At 68.8% G+C, this 25261-nt stretch carries 19 protein-coding genes; 12 read left to right on the plus strand and 7 right to left on the minus strand.

The window, feature by feature from the left end:
- Positions 1 to 147: 147 nt before the first annotated feature.
- The 6 genes from ACVHNB_RS05535 to ACVHNB_RS05560 form a co-directional block, all read right to left on the minus strand.
- Complete coding sequence (locus tag ACVHNB_RS05535; RefSeq protein WP_428952522.1) at positions 148 to 1263, minus strand: LacI family DNA-binding transcriptional regulator; 1116 nt, start codon at positions 1261 to 1263, stop codon at positions 148 to 150.
- A 249-nt stretch (positions 1264 to 1512) separates the two neighbouring features.
- Positions 1513 to 2430 (minus strand): hypothetical protein, encoded by a 918-nt coding sequence (locus ACVHNB_RS05540; protein ID WP_456227538.1) that lies wholly within the window; start codon positions 2428 to 2430, stop codon positions 1513 to 1515.
- 41 nt (positions 2431 to 2471) lie between these two features.
- Positions 2472 to 3245, minus strand: coding sequence for a succinate dehydrogenase/fumarate reductase iron-sulfur subunit (locus tag ACVHNB_RS05545; protein ID WP_428952520.1), 774 nt, complete (start codon positions 3243 to 3245; stop codon positions 2472 to 2474).
- Positions 3242 to 5176, minus strand: coding sequence for a fumarate reductase/succinate dehydrogenase flavoprotein subunit (locus ACVHNB_RS05550; protein ID WP_456227539.1), 1935 nt, complete (start codon positions 5174 to 5176; stop codon positions 3242 to 3244). The genes ACVHNB_RS05545 and ACVHNB_RS05550 overlap by 4 nt, the downstream gene beginning before the upstream one ends.
- Positions 5177 to 5192: 16 nt before the next feature.
- On the minus strand, positions 5193 to 6038 hold the full coding sequence (locus tag ACVHNB_RS05555; RefSeq protein WP_428952518.1) for a hypothetical protein: 846 nt from the start codon (positions 6036 to 6038) through the stop codon (positions 5193 to 5195).
- A gap of 43 nt (positions 6039 to 6081) precedes the next feature.
- Entirely contained in the window at positions 6082 to 6369 is a 288-nt protein-coding gene (locus tag ACVHNB_RS05560; RefSeq protein WP_428952517.1) for a hypothetical protein, read from the minus strand.
- 499 nt (positions 6370 to 6868) lie between these two features.
- On the opposite strand from ACVHNB_RS05560, the gene ACVHNB_RS05565 reads away from it, so the two are divergent.
- The 7 genes from ACVHNB_RS05565 to ACVHNB_RS05595 all read left to right on the plus strand — a co-directional run bounded on the left by ACVHNB_RS05565 (position 6869) and on the right by ACVHNB_RS05595 (position 18391).
- Positions 6869 to 9181: an ABC transporter family substrate-binding protein gene (locus tag ACVHNB_RS05565; protein WP_456227540.1), complete on the plus strand. Its 2313-nt coding sequence runs from the start codon at positions 6869 to 6871 to the stop codon at positions 9179 to 9181.
- A gap of 271 nt (positions 9182 to 9452) precedes the next feature.
- The gene (gene typA, locus ACVHNB_RS05570) at positions 9453 to 11360 is read left to right on the plus strand and encodes a translational GTPase TypA (protein ID WP_428952515.1); all 1908 of its coding nucleotides are present in this window, start codon (positions 9453 to 9455) and stop codon (positions 11358 to 11360) included.
- A gap of 791 nt (positions 11361 to 12151) precedes the next feature.
- The gene (locus ACVHNB_RS05575; protein WP_428952514.1) at positions 12152 to 13183 is read left to right on the plus strand and encodes an ABC transporter permease; all 1032 of its coding nucleotides are present in this window, start codon (positions 12152 to 12154) and stop codon (positions 13181 to 13183) included.
- Between the two features lie 107 nt (positions 13184 to 13290).
- Complete coding sequence (locus ACVHNB_RS05580; RefSeq protein WP_456227541.1) at positions 13291 to 15087, plus strand: ABC transporter substrate-binding protein; 1797 nt, start codon at positions 13291 to 13293, stop codon at positions 15085 to 15087.
- Positions 15088 to 15198: 111 nt separating this feature from the next.
- A complete protein-coding gene (locus ACVHNB_RS05585; RefSeq protein ID WP_428952512.1) occupies positions 15199 to 16176 on the plus strand; it encodes an ABC transporter permease in 978 nt (325 codons plus the stop codon).
- Between the two features lie 10 nt (positions 16177 to 16186).
- Entirely contained in the window at positions 16187 to 17248 is a 1062-nt protein-coding gene (locus ACVHNB_RS05590) for an ABC transporter ATP-binding protein (protein WP_428952511.1), read from the plus strand.
- Between the two features lie 27 nt (positions 17249 to 17275).
- Complete coding sequence (locus tag ACVHNB_RS05595) at positions 17276 to 18391, plus strand: ABC transporter ATP-binding protein (protein WP_428952510.1); 1116 nt, start codon at positions 17276 to 17278, stop codon at positions 18389 to 18391.
- A gap of 136 nt (positions 18392 to 18527) precedes the next feature.
- On the opposite strand, the gene ACVHNB_RS05600 is transcribed toward ACVHNB_RS05595, so the two are convergent.
- Positions 18528 to 19268 carry a class I SAM-dependent methyltransferase gene (locus tag ACVHNB_RS05600; RefSeq protein WP_456227542.1) on the minus strand — a complete coding sequence of 247 codons (741 nt, stop codon included), beginning with the start codon at positions 19266 to 19268 and terminating at the stop codon, positions 18528 to 18530.
- Between the two features lie 132 nt (positions 19269 to 19400).
- Here ACVHNB_RS05600 and ACVHNB_RS05605 point away from each other — a divergent pair, with 132 nt between their 5' ends.
- From ACVHNB_RS05605 to ACVHNB_RS05625, 5 genes are all read left to right on the plus strand, one after another.
- Complete coding sequence (locus ACVHNB_RS05605) at positions 19401 to 21032, plus strand: peptide ABC transporter substrate-binding protein (RefSeq protein WP_428952508.1); 1632 nt, start codon at positions 19401 to 19403, stop codon at positions 21030 to 21032.
- A gap of 85 nt (positions 21033 to 21117) precedes the next feature.
- Complete coding sequence (locus ACVHNB_RS05610) at positions 21118 to 22041, plus strand: ABC transporter permease (protein ID WP_428952507.1); 924 nt, start codon at positions 21118 to 21120, stop codon at positions 22039 to 22041.
- Entirely contained in the window at positions 22034 to 23050 is a 1017-nt protein-coding gene (locus ACVHNB_RS05615; protein ID WP_428952506.1) for an ABC transporter permease, read from the plus strand. The genes ACVHNB_RS05610 and ACVHNB_RS05615 overlap by 8 nt, the downstream gene beginning before the upstream one ends.
- 5 nt (positions 23051 to 23055) lie before the next feature.
- Positions 23056 to 24039, plus strand: a complete 984-nt coding sequence (locus ACVHNB_RS05620) for an ABC transporter ATP-binding protein (RefSeq protein WP_456227543.1) — start codon at positions 23056 to 23058, stop codon at positions 24037 to 24039.
- A complete protein-coding gene (locus ACVHNB_RS05625) occupies positions 24026 to 25171 on the plus strand; it encodes an ABC transporter ATP-binding protein (RefSeq protein ID WP_428952504.1) in 1146 nt (381 codons plus the stop codon). The genes ACVHNB_RS05620 and ACVHNB_RS05625 overlap by 14 nt, the downstream gene beginning before the upstream one ends.
- Positions 25172 to 25261: the final 90 nt, after the last annotated feature.

Below are 25261 nucleotides of genomic sequence, written 5' to 3' on the forward strand. Positions count from 1 at the left end.
GTTCACGCGGTGAGGAGGCCCGAAGCAGTCGGCGGGGGCATCAAGATGGCGAGCACGGACATGCCCAGGGCGGCCCCGTACCCGACCACACACCTGTCGGATCGAAACGGATAGCCGCCAGCCAAGCCCCAATCGGCCACCCTCCATTCACAGCGCGCTACCGCACCCACAACTCGCCCGCCGCGCCACAGACACCGGCAGCATCATCGACACCGGCTCACCGCCCCGCGGCCCCCCGTTCAGCCGCCGCACCAACAGCTCCACGGCCTCCTCGCCCATCCGCCGCATCGGCTGCCGCACCGTGGTGAGCGCCGGCCGCACCAGCCGGCTCAGCGCGATCCCGTCGAACCCGGTGACCGCGACATCGTCCGGCACCCGCACACCCCGTCGCTCCAGCGTGTGCAGCGCTCCCACCGCCATCTGGTCATTGGCGAACAACAGCGCCTCGGGCCGGTCACCGTCACTGCCGCCGCCACCGTCACCGGCCCGGTCGAGCAGCACACCCGCAGCACGCGCCCCCTCTGCCTGGGTCATCATCCCGACCCGCAGATCCGGCTCGGCCGGCACCGCGAGACCCGCGGCCCGGCACGCCTCGACGTACCCCCGGAACCGCGCCTCGACATCCGGCGACTCCTCGGCCGAACCGACGTACGCGAGCCGCCGCAGCCCGTGGTCCTCGATCAGGTGCCGGGTCAGTTCGCGCTGGCCGTCGGCGTTGGCCACCTCGATGTGGTCGAGGTGGTCGAGGTGGTCCTGCTCGCGCGGCCCGGCGAGCATCACCACCGGCTGACGGCGCGAGATGACCTCCAGCTCCTCGGTGGGAACGGTGCGGGCCAGCACCGCGAACCCGTCGACGCGACCGGCCACCTTCGCCACCAGGCTCTCCGGCCCGCCCTTGAGGGACGCCGCGATCAGCAGGGCGTACCCGTGGCGGCGCGCGGCGCGTTCCATGCCGCGGATGATCTGGTCGGAGTAGAGCATCGCGGCGTCGTCGTCCGCCTCCTCGCCCGTGCCGGCCTCCGCCTCGGACTCGGCGTCCGGGTCGGAGTAGTCGGGGAAGCAGAGGCCGAGCACGCCGGTGGACCGGCTGGCGAGGCCGCGCGCGTTGCCGCTGGGGACGTAGCCGAGCTCGCGGGCCGCGGCGAGGACCCGTTCTCGGGTCTGGACGCGGACCGAGTCGGGGTTGCGGTAGACCCGGGACACGGTGGCGATGGAGACGCCGGAGCGGTCGGCGACGTCGTACACCGTGGGGGCTGTGCTCACTGGGTGGGACCCCCGAGTCTGAGTGAGGCGGCAAATGAAAGCGCATTCACCCTAGGTCGGGATCCCACGAGGGAGCAAGACCGGCCAGCCGGCACAAGCTGCTGCGCGGGCGCGCCGGGCACGGGCACGAACCGCTACGGCCCGAGCACCAGCGGCACCAGCCCGACCGCACTCCTCAGCCGCGAGGGCGTAGACATCGGCGGTGCGGCCGCGGCCGCATCAGGGGCAGGGGCAGGGGCAGGGTCATGGTCAGGGCGACAGTACGAGCCGCGGCAGCTCGGTCGTGCGGTGCTGGTCGCCCGGGCGCAGGCCCGACTTCTTGCTGTTCTTCCAGGTCATGGAGACGACGGGGGTGTCACCATCGCCGATGGTCACCTTCGACCCGGCGAACCGCTCGCCCGGGGCCGTCTTCGTGCGCAGTTTCCCGGCGATCTTCTCGGCGGACTCCTGCGAAATGGCCAGCGCGCAGAGCTTCTCGGTCGACGCGGAGCCCTGCGCCCGTGCGCCGATGCCGAGCAGGGTGACGCCCTGCTTCCGGTAGCCGGGGCGCTTGCCGTACAGGCCGGCTTCGTACACGTCGTCGCCCAGGCACGCGACGACCTCCTTGTACGCGGCGTCGTCCGCCACGGTGCGTCCGGGCGGATCGAGGGGCAGTGTGACGGTGCCGGTGAAGCGGGTGACGCGGGCGGAGCCGGACACGTCGACATCGGCCTGTCCCCGCTTGCGCAGCCGCAGGGCGCCGGAGTCGTCGTCGGTGGCCTTGTAGCCGCGCTTCTTCATGGCGTCCCGCACGGCGCCGACGTCGAACGTGCCGGTCAGCCGCTGGCCGTCGCCGTTGTTCGGCATCACCGCCGTCTCGACGTTCTTCGCGTCGAAGCCGTACGTGCTCTTCAGCGGCTTCCCGGAGTAGGGCTGCCCGGTCAGCTCGATGATCCCGTAGCCGTCGAGGCCGCGGTAGAGCGACCTGTCCGCGGCGGTGAGACGGCGCGCGGCGGCGACATCCCAGTACGTGACGCCCTGCTCGGCCACCTTCGCCGGCACCCCGGACAGGGCGGCGGTGAGGCCCTTGCCCCCGCCGCCTCCCTTGTCGTCCTTTGCCCCGCAGGACACCACGCCCACGCTCAGCACTCCGGCCAGCGCCGGCGCCACGAATCTCTTGGTCACCATCCCCATGCGCGGCAGTCTGGCACGCGCGGATCACGGCCCGGCTACGACGACGACCTCCGCCGGATCTTGTTCCCCAGCCACACCACCGGATCGTACTTACGGTCAACTGCCCTTTCCTTCAAGGGAATCAGCGCATTGTCCGTGATCTTGATGCCTTCGGGGCACACCTCGGTGCAGCACTTCGTGATGTTGCAGTAGCCCAGGCCGTGCTCGTCCTGGGCGGTCTTCTTGCGGTCCAGGCCGCCCTCGGCCGCCGCGTCCAGCGGATGCATGTCCAGCTCGGCGACGCGCATGAGGAAGCGCGGGCCCGCGAAAGCCGTCTTGTTCTCCTCGTGGTCGCGCACCACATGGCAGGTGTCCTGGCACAGGAAGCACTCGATGCACTTGCGGAACTCCTGCGAGCGGTCCACGTCCTCCTGCATCATCCGGTACTCGCCGGGCCCCACCCCCTCCGGCGGCACGAACGCGGGGACCTCGCGCGCCTTCGTGTAGTTGAACCCGACGTCGGTCACCAGGTCCCGCACCACCGGGAACGCCCGCAGCGGCGTCACGGTGATGACGTCGTCCCGCCCGAAGACGGACATCCGCGTCATGCACATCAGCCGCGGACGCCCGTTGATCTCCGCGGAGCACGAACCGCACTTGCCCGCCTTGCAGTTCCAGCGGACCGCCAGATCGGGGGCCTGGGTCGCCTGCAGCCTGTGGATGATGTCGAGGACGACCTCCCCGTCGTTCACCTCGACGTCGAAGTCCTCCAGGCCGCCGCCGTCCGTGTCCCCGCGCCACACCTTGAAGCGGGCCTCATACGCGCTCACTCGTACAGCTCCTCTTCGGCCAGGTACTTGACCAGCTCCTCTTTCTCGAAGAGGGCCAGCAGGTCGGGGCGGATGGGTTCGGTGGTCTCGCGTACGAGGTCGATCTGGCCGCGCACCGGGTCCGTGGCCGCCAACCCGCCGGTGGGATCGCGGAGTTGGCACAGCAGGTTCACCCGCCGCCACTCCCGGTCCATCGCCGGATGGTCCTCGCGGGTGTGGCCGCCGCGCGACTCCTCGCGCTCCAGGGCGGCGCGGGCGATGCACTCGCTGACCAGCAGCATGTTGCGCAGGTCGAGGGCGAGGTGCCAGCCCGGGTTGAACTGCCGGTGCCCCTCGACGCCGGCCCGCCGTGCCCGTACCCGCAGATCCGCGAGCTTGCGCAGCGCCTCTTCCATCTCGGGCTCCCGGCGGATGATGCCGACCAGGTCGTTCATCGTCTGCTGGAGTTCCTGGTGCAGGGTGTACGGGTTCTCGGGGACGGTGCCGTCCTCCTGGCCCTCCGCGGAGAAGGGGCGCAGTGCCTCGGCGGCCGCGGTGTCGAGCTGGAGGTCGGCGAGCGCGGGCCGGTCGGTGAGGCCGAGCGCGTAGGTCGCGGCGTGCAGGCCCGCGCGGCGGCCGAAGACCAGGAGGTCGGAGAGCGAGTTGCCGCCGAGCCGGTTCGAGCCGTGCATGCCCCCGGCCACCTCGCCGGCCGCGTACAGGCCGGGCACGCCGCGGGCCGCAGCCGTGTCGGAGTCGACGGCGATGCCGCCCATCACGTAGTGGCAGGTCGGCCCGACCTCCATGGCCTCGGCGGTGATGTCGACGTCCGCCAGCTCCTTGAACTGGTGGTACATGGACGGCAGCCGGCGCCGGATCACCTCGGCGGGCATCCGGGAGGAGACGTCGAGGAACACGCCGCCGTGCGGTGAGCCGCGCCCGGCCTTCACCTCGGAGTTGATGGCCCGCGCCACCTCGTCGCGCGGCAGCAGTTCGGGGGGCCGCCGGTTGTGGTCGGGGTCGTCGTACCAGCGGTCGCCCTCGGCCTCCGACTCGGCGTACTTCTCCTTGAAGACGTCGGGGATGTAGTCGAACATGAACCGCTTGCCCTCGGAGTTCCTCAGCACCCCGCCGTCGCCGCGCACCGACTCCGTGACGAGGATGCCCTTCACCGACGGCGGCCAGACCATGCCGGTCGGGTGGAACTGCACGAACTCCATGTTGAGCAGGGGCGCCCCGGCGAGCAGCGCGAGCGCGTGCCCGTCGCCCGTGTACTCCCAGGAGTTCGACGTCACCTTGAAGGACTTGCCGACGCCGCCGGTCGCCAGGACGACGCTCGGGGCGTCCAGCACGAAGAAGCGTCCGCTCTCGCGCTGGTAGCAGAACGCGCCGGACACCCGGTCGCCGTCCTCGTCCTTCAACACCCTTGTGACGGTGCACTCCTGAAAGACCTTCAGGCGTGCCTCGTAGTCGCCGAACTCCTCCATGTCCTGCTGCTGGAGCTGGACGATCTTCTGCTGGAGGGTGCGGATCAGCTCCAGGCCGGTGCGGTCGCCGACGTGGGCGAGGCGGGGGTACTCGTGCCCGCCGAAGTTGCGCTGCGAGATCCGGCCGTCCTTCGTGCGGTCGAAGAGGGCGCCCCAGGTCTCCAGCTCCCACACCCGGTCCGGGGCCTCCTTCGCGTGCAGCTCCGCCATCCGCCACTGGTTGAGGAACTTGCCGCCGCGCATCGTGTCGCGGAAGTGGACCTGCCAGTTGTCCCCGGAGTTCACATTGCCCATGGCGGCCGCGATGCCGCCCTCCGCCATGACGGTGTGGGCCTTGCCGAACAGGGACTTGCAGATCACCGCGGTACGGGCGCCCCGCTCGCGCGCCTCGATCGCGGCCCGCAGCCCGGCGCCGCCCGCGCCCACCACGACAACATCCCACTGCTGCCGCTCCACCACACTCATCACAAGGCCCCAACCATTAGAAGAACCGCGGATCGTCGAAGGCGCCGGACGCGACCAGGTACACGTAGAAGTCGGCGAGCGCCACGCTCACCAACGACGCCCAGGCGAGCAGCATGTGACGGGCGTTCAGCTTCCCGACCCAGCCCCAGAGGCGATAGCGCACGGGGTGTTTCGAGAAGTGCTTGAGCCGGCCGCCGATGATGTGCCGGCACGAGTGGCAGGAGATCGTGTACGCCCAGATCAGCGTGATGTTCAGCAGGAACACCAGGGTGCCCAGGCCCATGTGGCCCCACGCGTAGTGCTCGTCGCGGAAGGCGAGCACGGTGTCGTAGGTGAGGATGCAGGCGACGAGCACGGCCGCGTAGAAGAAGTAGCGGTGGATGTTCTGCAGGATCAGCGGGAACTTCGTCTCGCCGCTGTACTTCTTGTGCGGCTCGGCCACCGCGCAGGCCGGCGGTGACGCCCAGAAGCCGCGGTAGTAGGCCTTGCGGTAGTAGTAGCAGGTCAGCCGGAAGCCGAGCGGGAAGATCAGGATGAGCAGGGCGGGGGACAGGCCCCACCAGCCGCCGAAGATCTCCCAGTTGGGGCCGTGCCGCATCGGCACGCAGTTCTCGGAGAGGCACGGCGAGTAGAACGGTGACACGTACGGGGCCGCGTAGTAGTCCGCGTTGGCGAAGGCCCGCCATGTCGAGTAGACGACGAAGGCGAACAGGCCCGCCGCGGTCGCGGCCGGGGCCAGCCACCAGCGGTCCGTGCGCAGATGGGGCGCGGCGATCGCGGCACGCGTCCGTCCTCGGACGCCGGTGCCGCCGCGGGTATGGACTTCGGTATCGGTGCTGGTGGGTTCCGTGCCGGTGGCCAACGAAGCCTCCGCTCGAAGGGACGGGGGGACCGAGGTGGATACGTCAGGGGGCGTGCCTGTCCCGTGCGCCGAGCCCCTCGTCGTCCGAGTCGGTCCACAGGGAGCTGTCGTACGGGGTGTCCGGGATCGGCACGAGCCCCTGCGGGCGGTGCGGGCCGTCCGGGGCCGTGGCCGATGCGCGCAGCAGGGCCACGCTCTCGCGCAGGTGGTCGGTGTCGGCGCGTACCCGGCGCAGGTCGGGCCCGCCGAGCTGGGGCTGAATGCGGCCCACGGCTCGCGCGAGGTCGTCCACGCAGCGCTGAATCACCGTCAAGTCGTCGTTCAGGGACATGACTTGCCCTCGCTTCCGCTGGTGCGGCGGAGATGCTCATGCGCCTGCGAGTGTCGCGCGTCACATCGCCGTTTGTGAAGGGAGCGGGGCGGATTCCCGGGGCGCGCTTGTGTGTGCGCCCCCTGTTCTGCGCCCTGCGGGTGGGGTGGGTCCGGATGTGTCGCGGGTGCGGGCCGGTGGGGCTTCTCGCGCAGTTCCCCGCGCCCCTGGAGCATGCGGCTGCGCCGCTGCTCCCTCGATGGGATGCCGCACGCAGTGCGCATCTCAGGGGCGCGGGGCACTGCGCGACCAGCCCCCCCCACCGGCCCGCACCCGCGACACGCCCCGGCGCGGCCCCCCGGTGGACCCCGGATTGGGCCGCAAGAGTGGCATCCGGCCCCGCCCCCGACGTGTCGCCGCCCCCCGGAGGGCCCCGTCCCCTTCCCTGGGCGATAGATGTGATCAGCGACATATACCGCCAAACGAGATCAACCGGCCCGCACCGGAGGTAGACGCCGAGATGCACCCAACCCCCAGGCGCCCAGGCGCAGCCATCCGCTCGGCCGCGTTCCTCGTGAGCGGCGCGCTCGCCGTGACCGCCCTCGCGGGGTGCGGCACCGACGACGAGGCGGGTGCCCCCTCCGCCCGGCAGGACATCGCGCCTGCCGCCCGCGACCAGGTCAAGGACGGCGGCACCCTGCGCTGGGCGATCGACGCCCTGCCGGGCACCCTCAACTCCTTCCAGGCGGACGCCGACGGGGCCACCGGCCGGATCGCCGGCGCCGTCCTGCCGTCGATGTTCCGCCTCGACGCGCAGGGCCGTCCGCAGCGCGACGCCGACTACCTGGAGAAGGCCGAGGTCATCGAGACCGAGCCGAAGCAGGTCGTCCTGTACAAGCTGAACCAGCAGGCCGTCTGGAGCGACGGCCGTGAGATCGGCGCCCCCGACTTCGCCGCCCAGTGGCGCGCTCTGTCCGGCAAGGACACCGCGTACTGGACCGCCCACAACGCGGGCTACGACCGCATCGAGAAGATCGAGCGCGGCGCCAACGACCTGGAGGTCCGGGTCACGTTCTCCAAGCCGTACGCGGACTGGCGCGCCCTGTTCTCGCCGCTGTACCCCAAGGACGTCATGGGGACACCGGACAACTTCAACGACGGCGCGCGCCGCAAGCTCAAGGTGACCGCGGGCCCCTTCGCCCTCGACAAGGTCGACCGGGACGACAAGCAGGTCACCCTGAAGCGCAATCCGCGCTGGTGGGGCCGCCCCGCCAAGCTCGACAAGCTCGTGCTCGCCGCCGTGCCGCGCGACAAGCGGGCCGCGGCCCTCGCCGCCGACGAGCTCGACCTGGCCGACCTCGACGCGGGCGGCGCCGACCGCATCGCCTACGCCGCCCGCGACAAGGGCGCCGCGGGTCCGCTCACCCACGGCCCGGGCGCCGCCCTCACCCCCGGCAAGGCGCTGCGCTCCTGGGCGATCGTGCACGGCGACGACGAGGAAGCGGCGGACGAGGAGATCGCGGCCCGCAAGAAGACCCGTAAGGCGATCAAGAAGTACGCCAAGGAACAGGCGAACCTGCACGGCTTCCAGGTCCGCAAGTCCCTCGAACCGGCCTACACGCAGCTCGCCCTGAACGGTTCCGAGGGCCCGCTCGCCGACGAGCGGGTGCGCCGGGCCGTGGCCCGCGCCCTCAACCGCAGCCAGCTCGCCGAGGTGGTCCTCAAGCCGCTCGGCCTGCCCGTCACCACCGTCGACAACCACCTCGCCCTGGCCGGGCAGTCCGCGTACGCCGACAACAGCGGCGCGCTCGGCGACCAGGACACCGCCGAGGCGCAGGCGCTGCTCGCCGAGGCGGGCTGGGTGCCCGGCGGACCGGTCACGGAGAAGAAGGAGAAGCCGAAGACGGCGGGCAGCGAGGCGGACCGCGCCGAGGGCACGGAGGACGCCGAGGACTCCGGCGACGGCACGTACATCGTGGGCGAGGACGACAAGCCCGCCGACCACGCGCCGCCGCTGCTGGGCCCGGGGCCGATCGCCGCCGCCCAGTACGCCGCGCTCCTGCACCAGGCCGACGCCGTGAAGCTGCGCAAGGCCGACAAGGAGAAGCGCAAGCACCCGAGCGGGCAGCACCACAAGAGCGGCAGGAAGCAGCACGCCGCCGAGAGCCTCGGCAACGACGCCAAGCAGTACGCCAAGCAGGGCGGCGCCCCCGGCGCGTACGCCCCGAAGGGCACCGCCGCTCCGGCCGGCGCGGCGGCGGGCGCGCTCGCCAAGGACGGCAAGCCGCTCACGCTGCGCTTCGTGCTCCCTTCGGGCCCGGGCTCCGAGCAGCTGCGCGCGGTCGCCGACCGGATCACGCAGATGCTGCAGAAGATCGGTGTCCGCACGGACGTCATGAAGGTCGACGACGAGAGCTACTTCAAGGACCACATCGCGTCCGGCTCGTACGACCTGGCGCTGTACTCGTGGCCGGCCTCCGCGTACCCGGCCACCGACGCCCGGCCGATCTACGCCAAGCCGATCCCGGCCGCGGACGGCTCGCTCACCGTCGAGCAGAACTACACGCGGGTCGGCACCGACCACATCGACCAGCTCTTCGACCAGGCGATCGGCGAGCTCGACGCCGACGAGGAGCGGGCCCTGGTGAAGCAGGCCGACGCCCAGATCTGGGCCGCTGCAGGATCGATTCCGCTCTATCAGCGCCCCGAGCTGGTGGCGGCCCGCCCGAACCTCGCCAACGCCGGGGCCTTCGGCTTCCAGGAGCCGGAGTACGAGGACATCGGCTACCTGAAGAAGGGGGCGAAGCCCTCCGCGTCGCCCTCGGAGAAGTAGCCCCCGCCGGCCCCGTCCCGATCTTCCAGCTCAGATCGAGCTCAACTCCCTTGCCCGCGGGACTGCCCTGCGGGCAAGGTTCGTTGTACCCATTGACCTGCAGTTTTCTTGAGACGATCACTGCTTCCGGGCCTCCCCGCAGGGCCCGGCAGCGCCCCCACCCGTCAAGCCACGTACCATGGGGTGAGGCCGTGGCGTGTCCAGCCCGGCAGGGCGCGCGTATCACTGATGTACGCGCAGCCGTCCACTCACTCCGGGAGTACGCCGCAATATGGCCACGCGCCACGACATCCGAAACGTCGCCATCGTCGCTCACGTCGACCACGGCAAGACGACCATCGTCGACGCCATGCTCAAGCAGGCCGGCTCGTTCGCCGCGCACGCCGCCGAGTCGCTCGACGATCGCATGATGGACTCGAATGACCTGGAGCGTGAGAAGGGCATCACGATCCTGGCCAAGAACACGGCGGTCAAGTACCACCCGAAGGATGGCGGCGACGTCATCACGATCAACATCATCGACACCCCGGGCCACGCCGACTTCGGTGGCGAGGTCGAGCGCGGTCTGTCGATGGTCGACGCGGTGGTCCTGCTCGTGGACGCGTCCGAGGGCCCGCTCCCGCAGACCCGCTTCGTGCTGCGCAAGGCGCTCCAGCAGCGCCTCCCCGTCATCCTGTGCATCAACAAGACGGACCGCCCCGACTCGCGCATCGACGAGGTCGTCAACGAGACGTACGACCTCTTCCTCGACCTGGACGCCGACGAGGACCAGATCGAGTTCCCGATCGTCTACGCGTGCGGCCGTGACGGCATCGCGTCGCTGACCAAGCCGGACGACGGCACGGTCCCGGCGGACTCCACCAACCTGGAGCCGTTCTTCTCCACGATCCTGGAGCACGTCCCGGCCCCGACGTACGACGAGGAGGCCCCCCTCCAGGCGCACGTCACGAACCTGGACGCCGACAACTTCCTCGGCCGTATCGCGCTGCTGCGCGTCGAGCAGGGCGAGCTGCGCAAGGGCCAGACGGTCGCGTGGATCAAGCGTGACGGGACGATCTCGAACGTCCGCATCACCGAGCTGATGATGACCGAGGCCCTCACCCGCAAGCCCGCCGAGGTCGCCGGCCCCGGCGACATCTGCGCCGTCGCGGGTATCCCCGACATCATGATCGGCGAGACGCTGGCCGACCCGGAGAACCCGGTCGCCCTGCCGCTGATCACGGTCGACGAGCCGGCCATCTCCATGGTCATCGGTACGAACACCTCGCCGCTGGTCGGCCGCGGCGGCACCGGCAAGGGCGCCCAGGCCAAGTCGGCGGTCAAGGACCGCAAGGTCACCGCCCGCCAGGTCAAGGACCGCCTGGACCGCGAGCTGATCGGTAACGTCTCGCTGCGCGTCCTCGACACCGAGCGTCCCGACGCCTGGGAGGTCCAGGGCCGCGGTGAGCTCGCGCTCGCCATCCTGGTCGAGCAGATGCGCCGCGAGGGCTTCGAGCTGACCATCGGCAAGCCGCAGGTCGTCACCCGCGAGGTCGACGGCAAGACGCACGAGCCGGTCGAGCGCCTCACGGTCGACGTGCCCGAGGAGCACATGGGCGCCGTCACGCAGCTCATGGGCGTCCGCAAGGGCCGCATGGACAACATGTCGAACCACGGCTCCGGCTGGGTCCGCATGGAGTTCGTCGTCCCGTCCCGCGGCCTCATCGGCTTCCGCACGGAGTTCCTGACGAACACCCGCGGTACGGGCATCGCCCACTCCATCCACGAGGGCCACGAGCCCTGGTTCGGCACGCTGACGACCCGGAACAACGGCTCACTGGTCGCCGACCGCGCCGGTGCCGTCACCGCCTTCGCGATGACGAACCTCCAGGAGCGCGGCGTGCTGTTCACCGACCCCGGCACCGAGGTGTACGAGGGCATGATCGTCGGCGAGAACTCGCGCGCCGACGACATGGACGTGAACATCACCAAGGAGAAGAAGCTCACGAACATGCGGTCCTCGTCGGCCGACTCGTTCGAGGCGATCGTCCCGCCGCGCAAGCTCTCCCTGGAGCAGTCCCTGGAGTTCTGCCGCGACGACGAGTGCGTCGAGGTGACCCCGGAGGCCGTCCGCATCCGCAAGGTCGTCCTGGACCAGAAGGAGCGCGGCCGCAGCGCCTCGCGCGCCAAGCACGGCTGACACGCCGCTGGTCGACGGTGCAGGGCCCGGTACCCCGAAGGGGGTGCCGGGCCCTCGGCGTTGGCGCTAACCTGCCCCTTGTCCGCGCGGGGTCTACGCGGGTTACAGAGTGACCGTCAGGTCTCGCCCAACAAAGGGTCAAATACCGCCCGCGCGCAAGTGATTAAGTCCACCCTTGTGTCCGGTATCCGGGCATGAATGGTCGATAGATATGTAACACGTCCGTTTCGTGTCCCTCTATCTCGGATCTGTTTGTCCGGATTTTGGGAGATGTACGCATCAGGTGTGATCGAACCGAGACCAAAAGAGTGTGGTCGACGAAGGCAGAGTGGCTAATAGTTGACGGCGTAGAGCTCGGGTCAATGGGTCACGCGCTGTGGGGAGCGTCGACTCGCGAGCACACTGAGGCACTCGAACCCTCGCCGTCAGGGGTGTCGGCCGGGTGACATGTGCCTCCACTTGTAGTGAACAAAGTGGACTCATGAGGAGGAACCCATGCGAGGTGCCACAAGCGCCATATGGGTCGCGTCGTCCCCGATGACAGGTGTAGGTCCCGCGGGCACGTTCAGTCCCGTCGCCGCGGGCGAGGTAACGATCCAGCGTCGCGAAGGCTCTTGACGACCCGGTCCGTCGACCGGCCCGAGGCCGGCCGCGGATCAGGGTTCCCCAGGGGTGGGTTCACCCCAGTCGTTGTTCCCGTCGCGCGCTTCGAATGACGTACGCCGTGCGAAGGTCGCCGAATCTCCGGATACCCGGCCGACGACCTCCAACACCTGTGAAATGGACGAATCATGACGAGTCCAATCGAGATTGAGGGCGCCGAGACCTCTTCCGCCTTGGACAAAGAGAGCGCGCCGCAGGGTGACGCCCAGGAGCCCAAGAAGCTGGAAGGGCGCAGCCCCGGCCAGTTGATGTGGCGCCGCTTCAAGCGGGACAAGACGGGCATCACGTCCGCCTGCATCGTCCTCTTCTTCTTCCTGATAGCCGCCCTGGCGCCGGTCATCACGAAGCTGTACGGCAAGGACCCGTACACCTTCTACGGCCAGGACGACCCCACGCTGCTCAACGAGTTCAACCTGCCGGCCGGGCCCAACGGCGGTATGTCGCCCGAGCACTGGTTCGGCATCGACCCGAACTACGGGCGCGACGTGTTCGCGTACCTGCTGTACGGCATCAGGACGTCGCTCTTCACCGCCCTGCTCGCGACCATCGGCATGGTGCTCATCGGCATCATCATCGGTCTGACCGCGGGCTACTTCGGCGGCAAGATCGACTACTGGCTCGGCCGGCTGATCGACTTCATGCTCGCGCTGCCCAACCAGCTGTTCATGGTCGCGGTCATGCCCGTCATCGTCACGGTCTTCGTGGCGCCCGACGAGGAGACGCCGACCTACGTCCGCTTCCTCGCCATCACCGGCGTGATGTGGCTGCTGACCTGGATGAGCCTGGCGCGTCTGATCCGCGCCGTCACCCTGTCCCTGCGCGAGCGCGAGTTCGTGGAGGCGGCGAAGGTCGCGGGCGCCTCTCCCTGGCGGATCATCCGCAAGGAGCTGCTGCCCAACCTGGTCACGCCGATCATCGTGCAGGGCACGTACATGCTCCCCAGCACCATCCTCTCGGTCGCCTTCCTCTCCTTCGTCGGTGTGGGCTATCAAGACCCCACTCCCGACTGGGGGTTGATGTTCGCCACGGCCGCGAACATCTACGAGCAGGACCCGACCTACATGTTCTTCCCGGGTGTCGCCATGGTCGTCTTCGTCGTGGCGTTCAACCTCCTGGGTGACTCGGTCCGGGACGCCTTCGATCCCAAGACCGGGCGCTGATCCAGCGTCACCCAGGGGGCCGCTGCCACCCGGGCGCCGGGACGACCATCCGGATGCGCCAGGCAGCACCAAAGGATCACTACTCACAGGCAGGTGGACTCGACTCCATGAGCATCCTTCGATCGCGCACGGCGCAGGCAACGGTCATCGCAGTGACCGCCGGGGCCCTCGCGCTCACCGGCTGCAGCAGCGGCAGCAAGAGCAGCAACAAGCCCGCGGGCAAGTCCCAGGAGGACGCCAAGGCCCAGGCCAAGCCCGTCGCCATGGGCACCGCCCAGGACTCGGTCGGCCCCGCCAAGCCGGTCGCCGGCGCCAAGAAGGGCGGGACCGTCCAGGTCTACCAGGAGGCGGACTTCTCGCACCTGGACCCGGGCCAGATCTACGTCTCCGACGCCGGCATGCTCTCCAAGCTCCTCTACCGTGGTCTGACCACGTACACCGAGGACGACAAGGGCAACCAGACCGTCGTCGGCGACCTCGCCACCGACCCGGGCAAGATGACGGACGGCGGCAAGACCTGGACCTTCACCCTGAAGGACGGGATCAAGGACCAGAACGGCCACGTCATCACGTCGGCCGACATCCGTCACTCCATCGAGCGGCTCTACGACCCGTTCCTGACGGACGGCCCGACCTACATCCAGCAGTGGCTGTCGGGCGCGGGCACCAAGTACCGCGACGCCTACAAGGGCCCGTACAAGGGCAAGCACCTGCCCGACTCGGTCCTGTCCACGCCGGACGACAAGACCATCACGTTCCACTTCCTCGAGGCGCACACCGACGTGCCGCAGGCGCTCGCCATGGCCGCCTACTCCGTCGTGCCCGAGAAGACGGACACCAAGCAGAAGTACGACCAGGCCCCCGTCGCCACCGGTCCGTACAAGGTCGCCTCGTACAAGTCGGGCAAGTCCCTCTCCCTGGTCCGCAACGACAACTGGGACGAGAAGACGGACCCGCTGCGTCACGCCTACGTCGACGGCTGGAACATCGAGTTCAACCACGACAAGGCCGACCAGACGAAGACGATCCTGGCCGACCGCGGCGCCGCCAAGAACGCCATCATGTTCACCGGCCAGATCGACGCCACCCAGCTGCAGAAGATCACGTCCGACAAGGCCGTGATGAAGCGCACGATCCAGGGCTACGCCCCGTACGTGTGGCAGCTGAACTTCAACATGGACCGCATCAAGGACAAGCGGATCCGTGACGCCATCGCCCTCGCGATCCCGGCCACCTCGGCCGCCCGCGCCGACGGTGGTGCCTACGGCGGTGACGCGGCCACGTCGCTGATGTCGCCCACCACCCCGGGCTACGACAAGACGTACGACCCGTTCAACCGCACCAAGAAGCCCAACGGTGACATCGCCGCGGCGAAGAAGCTCATCAAGGAGGCGGGCGCCGAGGGCAAGAAGCTCGTCTACGCGTACGCCAACACGCCGGTCCGTACCACCCAGGCCAACCTGATCATCAACCAGCTGGACAAGATCGGGCTCGACATCCAGAAGAAGGAAGTCGACCAGGCCACCTGGTACGAGCAGATGGGCAAGGTCAAGAACGGCATGGACCTGTACATGACCGGTTGGGGTCAGGACTGGGCCGACGGCAACACCGTCTTCCCGCCCTCCTTCGACGGTGCGCAGATCCAGGACGGCGCGTCCAACTACTCGCACACGAACGACAAGCACGTGAACTCGGAGCTCGCCCGCATCCAGAAGATCGCGGACGCCGACGAGCGCGCCTCTGAGTACGCGAAGCTCTCGAAGTACATCTCCGAGAAGATCAACCCGGCTGCCCCGATCTACTACACCAAGGTGTTCCAGATCGCCGGCTCCAACGTGGGTGGCCTGCGCTACGGCCAGGTGGTCAGCTACACCGACCCGACCACGATCTACCTCAAGAAGTAAGCAGTACAAGGCAGTCACCGGGGGTGAGGGCGCGGCGGAGCCCTCACCCCCGGGCCGCCGGATCCCCCTCCTGGCCTCCCACCGCCGCCGTCCTGAGAGCAGCTTTTAGCGATGCTTCGATTTCTCATACGCCGGGCGTCTGGCGCAGCACTCATCCTTCTGCTGATCAGCGCCTTCACGTTCTTCATGTACTTCGCCATCCCACAGGACCCGGCGATGCTCGCGTGCGGCAAGAACTGCACCCCGGCCGCGCTCGACATCATCCACAAGAACCTCGGGCTCGACGACCCGGTGCCGGTGCAGTACTGGCACTACCTCTCCGGCATCTTCGTCGGACGTGACTTCGCGGTGGGACACTGCGACGCGCCGTGCTTCGGCGTCTCGTTCCGCAACAACCAGATGGTGTGGGACACCATCATGGACCGCCTCCCGCTGACCCTCTCGCTCACCTTCGGTGGCCTGATCGTCTTCCTGATCGTGGGTCTCGGCGCCGGCATGATGGCCGCCCGCTTCCGCGGCACCTGGCTGGACAAGACCTTCAGCGGCGGCTCGCTGGTGCTCAGCTCGTTCCAGATCTACTTCCTCGGCCCGATCGTGCTCGGCATCTTCGTCTACAGCACAGGCTGGCTGGACAAGCCCAAGTACGTCCCGATCACCGAGGATCCGGCCGGCTGGTTCATGGGTCTGCTGATCCCGTGGCTCGTCATGGCGACGATCTTCACGGCCAACTACACGCGTCTGTCCCGCTCCTCGATGATCGAGCAGCTGCAGGAAGAACACGTGAGAGCGGCCAAGGCCAAGGGCATGAGCAGCCGGTACGTCTTCTTCCGGTACGCCTGGCGCGGCTCGATCATCCCGATCGTCACCATCCTGGGCATGGACATCGGCGCCCTGCTCAGTGGCGGCATGGTCACCGAACTCACCTTCGGCCTGGCCGGGTTCGGCCGCCTCGCCCGTGACTCGGTCATCCTGAAGGACCTGCCGGTCCTCATGGGCGTCATGATCATCAGTGCCGCCTTCATCATCATCTGCAATGTCGTCGTGGACGCCATGTACGCCGTGATCGACCCGCGCGTGCGCCTGTCCTAGGAGAACCCCCGTGACCACACTCACCAAGACCGAGGACGCCCCGGCCCCGACCGGTTCCGAGGCGTTCCTCTCGGTACGCGACCTGCGGGTGCAGTTCTCCACCGAGGACGGCGCCGTCAAGGCGGTGGACGGCCTCTCCTTCGACCTCGAGCGCGGCAAGACGCTCGGTATCGTCGGCGAGTCGGGCTCCGGCAAGTCGGTCACCAACCTGACCGTGCTCGGCCTGCACAACCCGATGTCCACCACCATCGACGGCGAGATCATCCTCGACGGCCAGGAACTGCTCACCGCCTCCGAGCCCGAGCTGGAGAAGCTCCGCGGCAACAAGATGGCGATGATCTTCCAGGACTCGCTGACCGCGCTCTCGCCGTACTACACGGTCGGCCGGCAGATCGCCGAGCCGTACCGCAAGCACACCGGCGCCAGCAAGAAGGAGGCCCGGGACCGGGCCATCGAGATGCTGGGCAAGGTCGGTATCCCGCACCCCAAGCAGCGCGTCGACGACTACCCGCACCAGTTCTCCGGCGGTATGCGCCAGCGCGCCATGATCGCCATGTCGCTGGCCTGCAACCCGGAGCTGCTGATCGCGGACGAGCCGACCACGGCGCTCGACGTGACGGTGCAGGCGCAGATCCTCGACCTGCTCAAGGACCTGCAGCAGGAGTTCGGCTCCGCGATCATCATGATCACCCACGACCTGGGTGTCGTCGCGAACATGGCCGACGACATCCTGGTGATGTACGCGGGCCGGGCCGTGGAGCGCGGCACCACCCGCCAGGTGCTCAAGACGCCCGAACACCCTTACACCTGGGGCCTGCTGAGCTCGATGCCGCGCCTGTCGTCGGACGTCGACGAGCCGCTGCTGCCGATCCCCGGCTCGCCGCCCTCGCTGCTCAACCCGCCCACGGGCTGCCCGTTCCACCCGCGCTGCGCCTTCACCGACAAGGTGTCCGACGGCCGCTGCTCGGGCGAGCGTCCGCTGCTCCCGGTCGGGCGGGGCTCCGCCTGCCACCTGGCGGCGGAACAGAAGCAGCAGGTGTTCATCGAGACGATTCAGCCCCGGCTGGGCTGAGCTGAGACCGGCGACTGGGGCAGAACCATGAGCGAGAACAACACCACCACCACGGCGGTCGCCGACGCGATCCCCGAACAGCGGGACGGCGACGCCGCACCGCTGCTGAAGGTCGAGGGCCTGCAGAAGCACTTCCCGATCAAGGGCGGCTTCCCGATCCGGCGCACCGTCGGCGCGGTCAAGGCCGTCGACGGCGTCGACTTCGAGGTCTACCCGGGCGAGTCCCTCGGCCTCGTCGGCGAGTCCGGCTGCGGCAAGTCGACCACCGGCCGGCTGCTGACCCGTCTGTACGAGCCCACCGCGGGCACCGTCACGTACAACGGGCAGGACATCAGCCACGCCAGCCGCAAGCAGTTGGCGCCCATCAGGTCCGAGATCCAGATGATCTTCCAGGACCCGTACGCGTCGCTGAACCCGCGGCAGACGGTCGGCACGATCATCTCCGGCCCGATGGAGATCAACGGGATCAACCCGCCCGGCGGCCGTGAGAAGCGGGTCCGCGAGCTCCTGGAGATCGTCGGCCTCAACCCGGAGCACTACAACCGCTTCCCGCACGAGTTCTCCGGCGGCCAGCGCCAGCGCATCGGTGTCGCCCGCGCGGTGGCCCTGGAGCCGAAGCTGATCATCGCCGACGAGCCGGTCTCCGCGCTCGACGTGTCGATCCAGGCCCAGGTCGTCAACCTGCTGCAGAAGGTGCAGCGGGAGATGGGCATCGCGTTCGTCTTCATCGCCCACGACCTGGCGATCGTGCGGCACTTCTCGCAGCGCGTCGCGGTCATGTACCTCGGCAAGATCGTCGAGATCGCCGACCGTGACTCGCTCTACAACCGTCCCCGTCACCCGTACACGCACGCGCTGATGTCGGCCGTGCCGGACGCGGACATCGACGCGGAGAAGAAGGAGCGGATCCGGCTCGAGGGCGACGTGCCCTCGCCGATCGCGCCGCCGTCCGGCTGCCGGTTCCGTACCCGGTGCTGGAAGGCGCAGGAGAAGTGCGCGACGGAGGAGCCGCCGCTGGTGCAGATCTCGGGCAGCAAGCCCGGGCATCTGACCGCCTGCCACTTCCCGGAGGACCCGACCACCGAGGCCCGCGCCGAGGACATCGTGCTCGACCCGGCGCTCGTCGCCCTGGAAGAGGACTGACTCCGTCGGTTGTACGTGACGTGGCCCGGCCCGGTGGACTCCACCGGGCCGGGCCACCGTCGTTTCGGCTGCGGGGTCCGGTGGGGCTTCTCGCGCCGTTCCCCGCGCCCCTGAGATGCGCACTGCGTGCGGCATCTCATCGATGAGGCAGCCGCTCCGCAACCCGGCACACGGTGATGATCTCCGGGCTGGAAGCCGTCAGCGGGGAGCGGTCCCAGTCGCCGTACCGGACCTCCGTCACCAGCCCGGCCCCCTCCAGGAAGACATCCAGCTGACCCTCGGAGAGAAACCGCAGGGTGCTGCGACTGACCTCGGGCGCCCCCCACCCCGCCCCGCTGAACGTCGTGTCGAAGGTGACGGTGCGCCCGTCGAACCCGGCCACGACCTCGTGCGCGATCCGGACCCCGGCCACCTCCACGGCCCGCTCCGGCACCCATGACTCCCAGGCCCGCGCCGCCGGATGGCGCGTCTCGAACGCGAACCGTCCCCCGGGTGCGAGCAGCTCCCGCACCACGTCCAGCGACGTACGGATCTCGGCGTCGTCCACCCAGACCTGGAACGCGTGGCCGTTCATCAGGACGAGGTCGAACAGGCCGTCCGGGCGGGCCGAGGACAGGGTTCCGTCGATCCACTCCACATCCGCCCGCCGGCGCCGCGCGACGCTCAGCATGCCCGCCGCCGGGTCGAGCCCGCACAGCCGCCCCGGGTGCCCCTGCTCGCGCGCCCGGGCCAGCAGCGCACCCGTCCCGCAGCCCACGTCGAGCACGGATCCGGCCCCGCGCACCAGGTCCAGATAGAAGTCGTCGCAGGGGGCCCACGGGTTCAGGGAGTCGTAGAGACCGGCGAGGCGGGCGTCGGCGAAGGCATGATCGACCATCGGGTGATCATCGCGCCTGGGGCGCGTGCTGCGCGACGCGATTCCCGGAAGGGCGACTCCGGAGTGCGATATGTCCGCCTTGGGTCGATATTAAGGCGTACGTGTCACGTGATCGGTTAGAGGAGGCACTCCATGCGTGGAGCCACGCACGCCAAGTGGGCCGCTGGTGCGGTGGCCGTAGCCCTGACGGCGACGGCCTGTGGTGGCGGCAGCGACAGCGGTGGCGGCGGTGACGGCTCCGGGATCGTCCGGTCCTCCTGGGGAGACCCGCAGAACCCGCTGGAGCCCGCGAACACCAACGAGGTGCAGGGCGGCAAGGTCCTGGACATGATCTTCCGCGGGCTGAAGCGGTACGACCCGAAGACGGGCGCCGCCAAGGACATGCTGGCGGAGAAGATCGAGACGTCCGACCAGACGAACTTCACGATCACGGTCAAGGACGGCTGGACGTTCTCCAACGGCGAGAAGGTCACCGCCAAGTCCTTCGTGGACGCCTGGAACTACGGCGCGAGCCTGAAGAACAACCAGAAGAACGCCTACTTCTTCGGTCAGATCGACGGCTACGACAAGGTGCACCCGGACTCCGGGAAGCAGAGCGCCGACACCCTGTCCGGGCTGAAGGTCACGGGCGACCGCACGTTCACGGTCAAGCTGAACCAGAAGTTCTCCACCTGGCCCGACACCCTCGGCTACGCCGCCTTCGCGCCGCTGCCCAAGGTGTTCTTCGACGACCACGACGCCTACGTGAGCAAGCCCGTCGGCAACGGCCCGTACACCGTGGACTCGTACCAAAAGGGCTCCCAGATGTCCCTGCGCAAGTGGGACGACTACCCGGGTGACGACAAGGCCCAGAACTCCGGCGTGGACCTCAAGGTCTACACCGACAACAACACGGCCTACACCGACCTGACGGCAGGCAACCTCGACCTCGTCGACGACGTGCCCGCCTCGCAGCTCAAGAACGCGAAGACCGACCTCGACGGCCGGTACATCAACACGCCCGCCGGCATCATCCAGACGCTCGCCTTCCCGTTCTACGACGCGGACTGGAACAAGGCGGACAGCGACAAGGTCCGCAAGGGCCTGTCGATGGCGATCAACCGCAAGCAGATCACCGAGACGATCTTCGAGAAGACCCGTACCCCGGCCACCGACTGGACCTCGCCGGTCCTCGGCAAGGACGGCGGGTACAAGGAGGGTCTGTGCGGTGAGTTCTGCGACTACAACCCGACCGAGGCCAAGAAGCTGGTCCAGGAGGGCGGCGGCATCCCCGGCGGCCAGGTGCAGATCGGCTACAACGCCGACACCGGCAGCCACAAGGAGTGGGTCGACGCCGTCTGCAACTCCATCAACAACGCCCTCGGCAACGACAAGGCGTGCGTCGGCAGCCCCACCGGCACCTTCGCCGACTTCCGCAACAAGATCACCGACAAGAAGATGACGGGCCCGTTCCGCGCCGGCTGGCAGATGGACTACCCGCTCATCCAGAACTTCCTGCAGCCGCTGTACTACACCAACGCCTCGTCCAACGACGGCCACTGGTCCAACAAGGAGTTCGACTCCCTCGTGGACAAGGCCAACGCCGAGTCCGACCAGGCCACCGCGGTGAAGACGTTCCAGCAGGCCCAGGAGGTCGTCCGGGACAACATGGCGGCCATCCCGCTCTGGTACCAGAACGGCAGCGCCGGCTACTCGGACAAGGTCTCGAACGTCGCGCTGAACCCGTTCAGCGTGCCGGTCTACAACGAGATCAAGGTCAACTGACGCCAGGGGAGCGGCAGTCCGCGCCGGTCACCGGCCGGCTGCCGCTCTCGCCGCCCGCGGAAACGGAACCGGAACCGGAGTCCTCATGGGACGTTATGTGATCCGGCGCCTGCTGCAGATGATCCCGGTCTTCATCGGCGCGACGCTGCTGATCTTCCTCATGGTCAACGTGATGGGCGACCCCATCGCCGGGCTGTGCGGCGACAAGGCCTGCGACCCTGCCACCAAGGCGCAGCTGTCGAAGGAGTTCGGCCTCGACAAGCCGGTGTGGCAGCAATACCTGACGTACATGGGGAATGTCTTCACCGGTGACTTCGGCACGGCGTTCAACGGTCAGAAGGTCACCGAGCTGATGTCGACCGCGTTCCCCGTCACCATCCGCCTGACGATCGTGGCGATCCTCTTCGAGATCGTCGTCGGCATCACGCTCGGCGTCATCACCGGCCTCAAGCGCGGCCGGCCCATCGACACCACCGTGCTGCTGCTGACCCTCGTCGTCATCTCCATCCCGACGTTCGTCACCGGTCTGCTGCTGCAACTGCTGCTCGGCGTGAAGTGGCACTGGATCGAACCGGCGGTGTCCACGGACGCGAACTTCGGCGAACTGATCGTGCCCGGCCTGGTCCTCGCCTCGGTGTCCCTCGCGTACGTGACCCGGCTGACCCGGACGTCCATCGCGGAGAACAAGCGCGCCGACTACGTGCGCACCGCCATCGCCAAGGGCCTGCCCCGGCGCCGCGTCATCACCCGGCACCTGCTGCGCAACTCGCTGATCCCCGTCGTCACCTTCATCGGCGCCGACGTCGGCGCCCTGATGGGCGGCGCCATCGTCACCGAGCGCATCTTCAACATCCACGGCGTCGGCTACCAGCTCTACCAGGGCATCCTGCGCCAGAACACCCAGACCGTGGTCGGCTTCGTGACGATCCTCGTGCTGGTCTTCCTCGCGGTGAACCTGATCGTCGACCTCCTGTACGCCGTACTCGACCCGAGGATCCGCTATGCCTGAACCGCAAGCGCCAGAGCCCTCTTCCCGGTCCGGTGGCGGGCGCGCGCCCGAGGACGGCGCCATCGCGGCGACCGGTATGGGCGGCGCGATGGACCTGGCCACCAGCGAGGGCGCGGCCCTGGAGAACCAGCCGGGCGGCCCCACCGGCGGCGGCCCCGCCGGCAAGCCGCGCAGCCTGTGGTCCGACGCCTGGCGCGACCTGCGCCGCAACCCGATCTTCATCATCTCGGGCCTGGTGATCCTGTTCCTGGTGATCATCTCGATCTGGCCGCAGCTGATCGCGTCCGGCAACCCGCTCTCCTGCGACCTGTCCAAGCGTCAGCAGGGCTCCGAGCCGGGCCACCCCTTCGGCTTCGACGGCCAGGGCTGCGACGTCTACACGCGCACCGTGTACGGCGCCCGCAACTCCATCACCGTCGGTGTCTGCGCCACGATCGGCGTCGCGATCCTCGGCTCGGTCCTCGGCGGCCTCGCCGGGTTCTTCGGCGGGTTCTGGGACTCGCTCCTGTCCCGCATCACCGACATCTTCTTCGCGATCCCCGTCGTCCTCGGCGGTCTGGTCCTGCTGTCGGTGGTCACCAGCAACACCGTCTGGCCGGTGATCGGCTTCATGGTGCTGCTCGGCTGGCCGCAGATCTCCCGCATCGCGCGCGGCTCGGTCATCACGGCCAAGCAGAACGACTACGTGCAGGCGGCGCGGGCCCTCGGCGCCTCCAACTCCCGGATGCTGCTGCGGCACATCACGCCGAACGCGATCGCGCCGGTCATCGTCGTCGCGACCATCGCCCTCGGTACGTACATCGCGCTGGAGGCGACCCTCTCGTACCTCGGTGTCGGCCTGAAGCCGCCCGCGGTCAGCTGGGGCATCGACATCTCGGCGGCCTCCCAGGGCATCCGCAACGCCCCGCACATGCTGCTGTGGCCGGCCGGCGCCCTCGCCATCACGGTGCTCGCGTTCATCATGCTCGGCGACGCGGTGCGCGACGCCCTCGACCCGAAGCTGAGGTAGCGCCCATGCCGTTGCTCGAAGTACGCGATCTGCACGTCGAGTTCCGCACCCGGGACGGTGTCGCCAAGGCCGTCAACGGCGTCAACTACACCGTCGACGAGGGCGAGACGCTCGCCGTGCTCGGCGAGTCCGGCTCCGGCAAGTCGGTCACCGCGCAGGCGATCATGGGCATCCTCGACATCCCGCCCGGGCGGATCGCCGGCGGCGAGATCCTCTTCAAGGGCCGGGACCTGCTCAAGCTGAAGGAGGAGGAGCGCAGGAAGGTCCGCGGCGCCGAGATGGCGATGATCTTCCAGGACGCGCTCAGCTCCCTCAACCCCGTGCTCTCGGTGGGCGAGCAGATCGGCGAGCTGTTCACCGTCCACAAGGGCATGTCCCGCAAGGACGCCAAGGCCAAGGCCGTCGAGCTGATGGACCGGGTGCGCATCCCGGCGGCGAAGGAGCGGGTCACCCAGTACCCGCACCAGTTCTCCGGCGGTATGCGCCAGCGCATCATGATCGCCATGGCGCTCGCCCTGGAGCCCGACCTGATCATCGCGGACGAGCCGACCACGGCCCTCGACGTGACCGTGCAGGCCCAGGTCATGGATCTGCTGGCCGAGCTGCAGCGCGAGCTCAACATGGGGCTCATCCTCATCACGCACGACCTGGGCGTCGTCGCCGACGTCGCCGACAAGATCGCCGTGATGTACGCGGGCCGCATCGTCGAGCAGGCCCCGGTCCACGAGATCTACAAGGCGCCCGCCCACCCGTACACCAAGGGCCTGCTGGAGTCGATCCCGCGCCTGGACCAGAAGGGGCAGGAGCTGTTCGCCATCAAGGGCCTGCCGCCGAACCTCATGAACATCCCGCCCGGCTGCGCCTTCAACCCGCGCTGCCCGATGGCCCAGGACGTCTGCCGTACGGACGTCCCGCCGCTCGCCGAGGTCACGCCCGAGCGCCGCAGCGCCTGCCACTTCTGGAAGGAGACGCTCGATGCCACACGGTGAGCACGTCAGCAAGGACGACCTCAGGCGCGAGGGCGAGATCGCCGAGCACCTCCTCCACAAGGCGCAGGCCGAGTCGTCGTACGCGAAGAACGGCTCGGAGTCCGGTCACGAACCCCTGCTGGAGGTCGAGGGGCTGGTCAAGCACTACCCCCTCACCCAGGGCATCCTCATCAAGAAGCAGGTCGGCGCGGTCAAGGCCGTCGACGGCGTCGACTTCACGCTGGGGCAGGGCGAGACGCTCGGCATCGTGGGGGAGTCCGGCTGCGGCAAGTCCACCGTCGCCAAGATGCTGGTGAACCTGGAGCGCCCGACGGCGGGCCGGATCAAGTACAAGGGCGAGGACATCACCAAGCTGTCCGGACGCGCGCTGAAGGCGGTGCGCCGCAACATCCAGATGGTGTTCCAGGACCCGTACACCTCGCTCAACCCCCGGATGACGGTGGGCGACATCATCGGGGAGCCGTACGAGATCCACCCCGAGGTCGCGCCGAAGGGCGACCGCCGCAAGAAGGTCCAGGACCTGCTCGACGTGGTCGGTCTCAACCCCGAGTACATCAACCGCTACCCGCACCAGTTCTCCGGCGGCCAGCGCCAGCGCATCGGCATCGCCCGCGGGCTGGCGCTGCGCCCCGAGATCATCGTCGCCGACGAGCCGGTCTCCGCGCTCGACGTGTCGGTGCAGGCACAGGTGATCAACCTGCTGGACAAGCTCCAGAACGAGTTCAGCCTGTCCTACGTCTTCATCGCCCACGACCTGTCGATCGTGCGGCACATCTCCGACCGGGTCGGCGTGATGTACCTGGGCCGCATCGTGGAGATCGGCTCGGACGCCGAGATCTACGACCACCCCACGCACCCCTACACGCAGGCGCTGCTGTCGGCCGTGCCCGTGCCCGACCCGCAGGCGCGCGAGCACCGCGAGCGGATCATCCTCTCCGGGGACGTGCCCTCGCCCGCCAACCCGCCCTCCGGCTGCCGCTTCCGCACCCGCTGCTGGAAGGCGCAGGAGCGCTGCGAGCAGGAGGTCCCGGTGCTGGCCGTCCCCGCGGTCTTCCGCATCGGCGACAGCCCGGCCGCGCACCCCTCGGCGTGCCACTTCGCAGAGGAGAAGCAGGTCGTACCGTCCGAGTAGGGCCGAGGGCGTCGTGGCGGCCTTTACAAGCAGGCAACTCGACGGACCCGGTACCGATATACGGACGCGCCAAGGTGAACACCGTACGGC

The organism is Streptomyces sp. YJ-C3 (genome assembly GCF_053891275.1).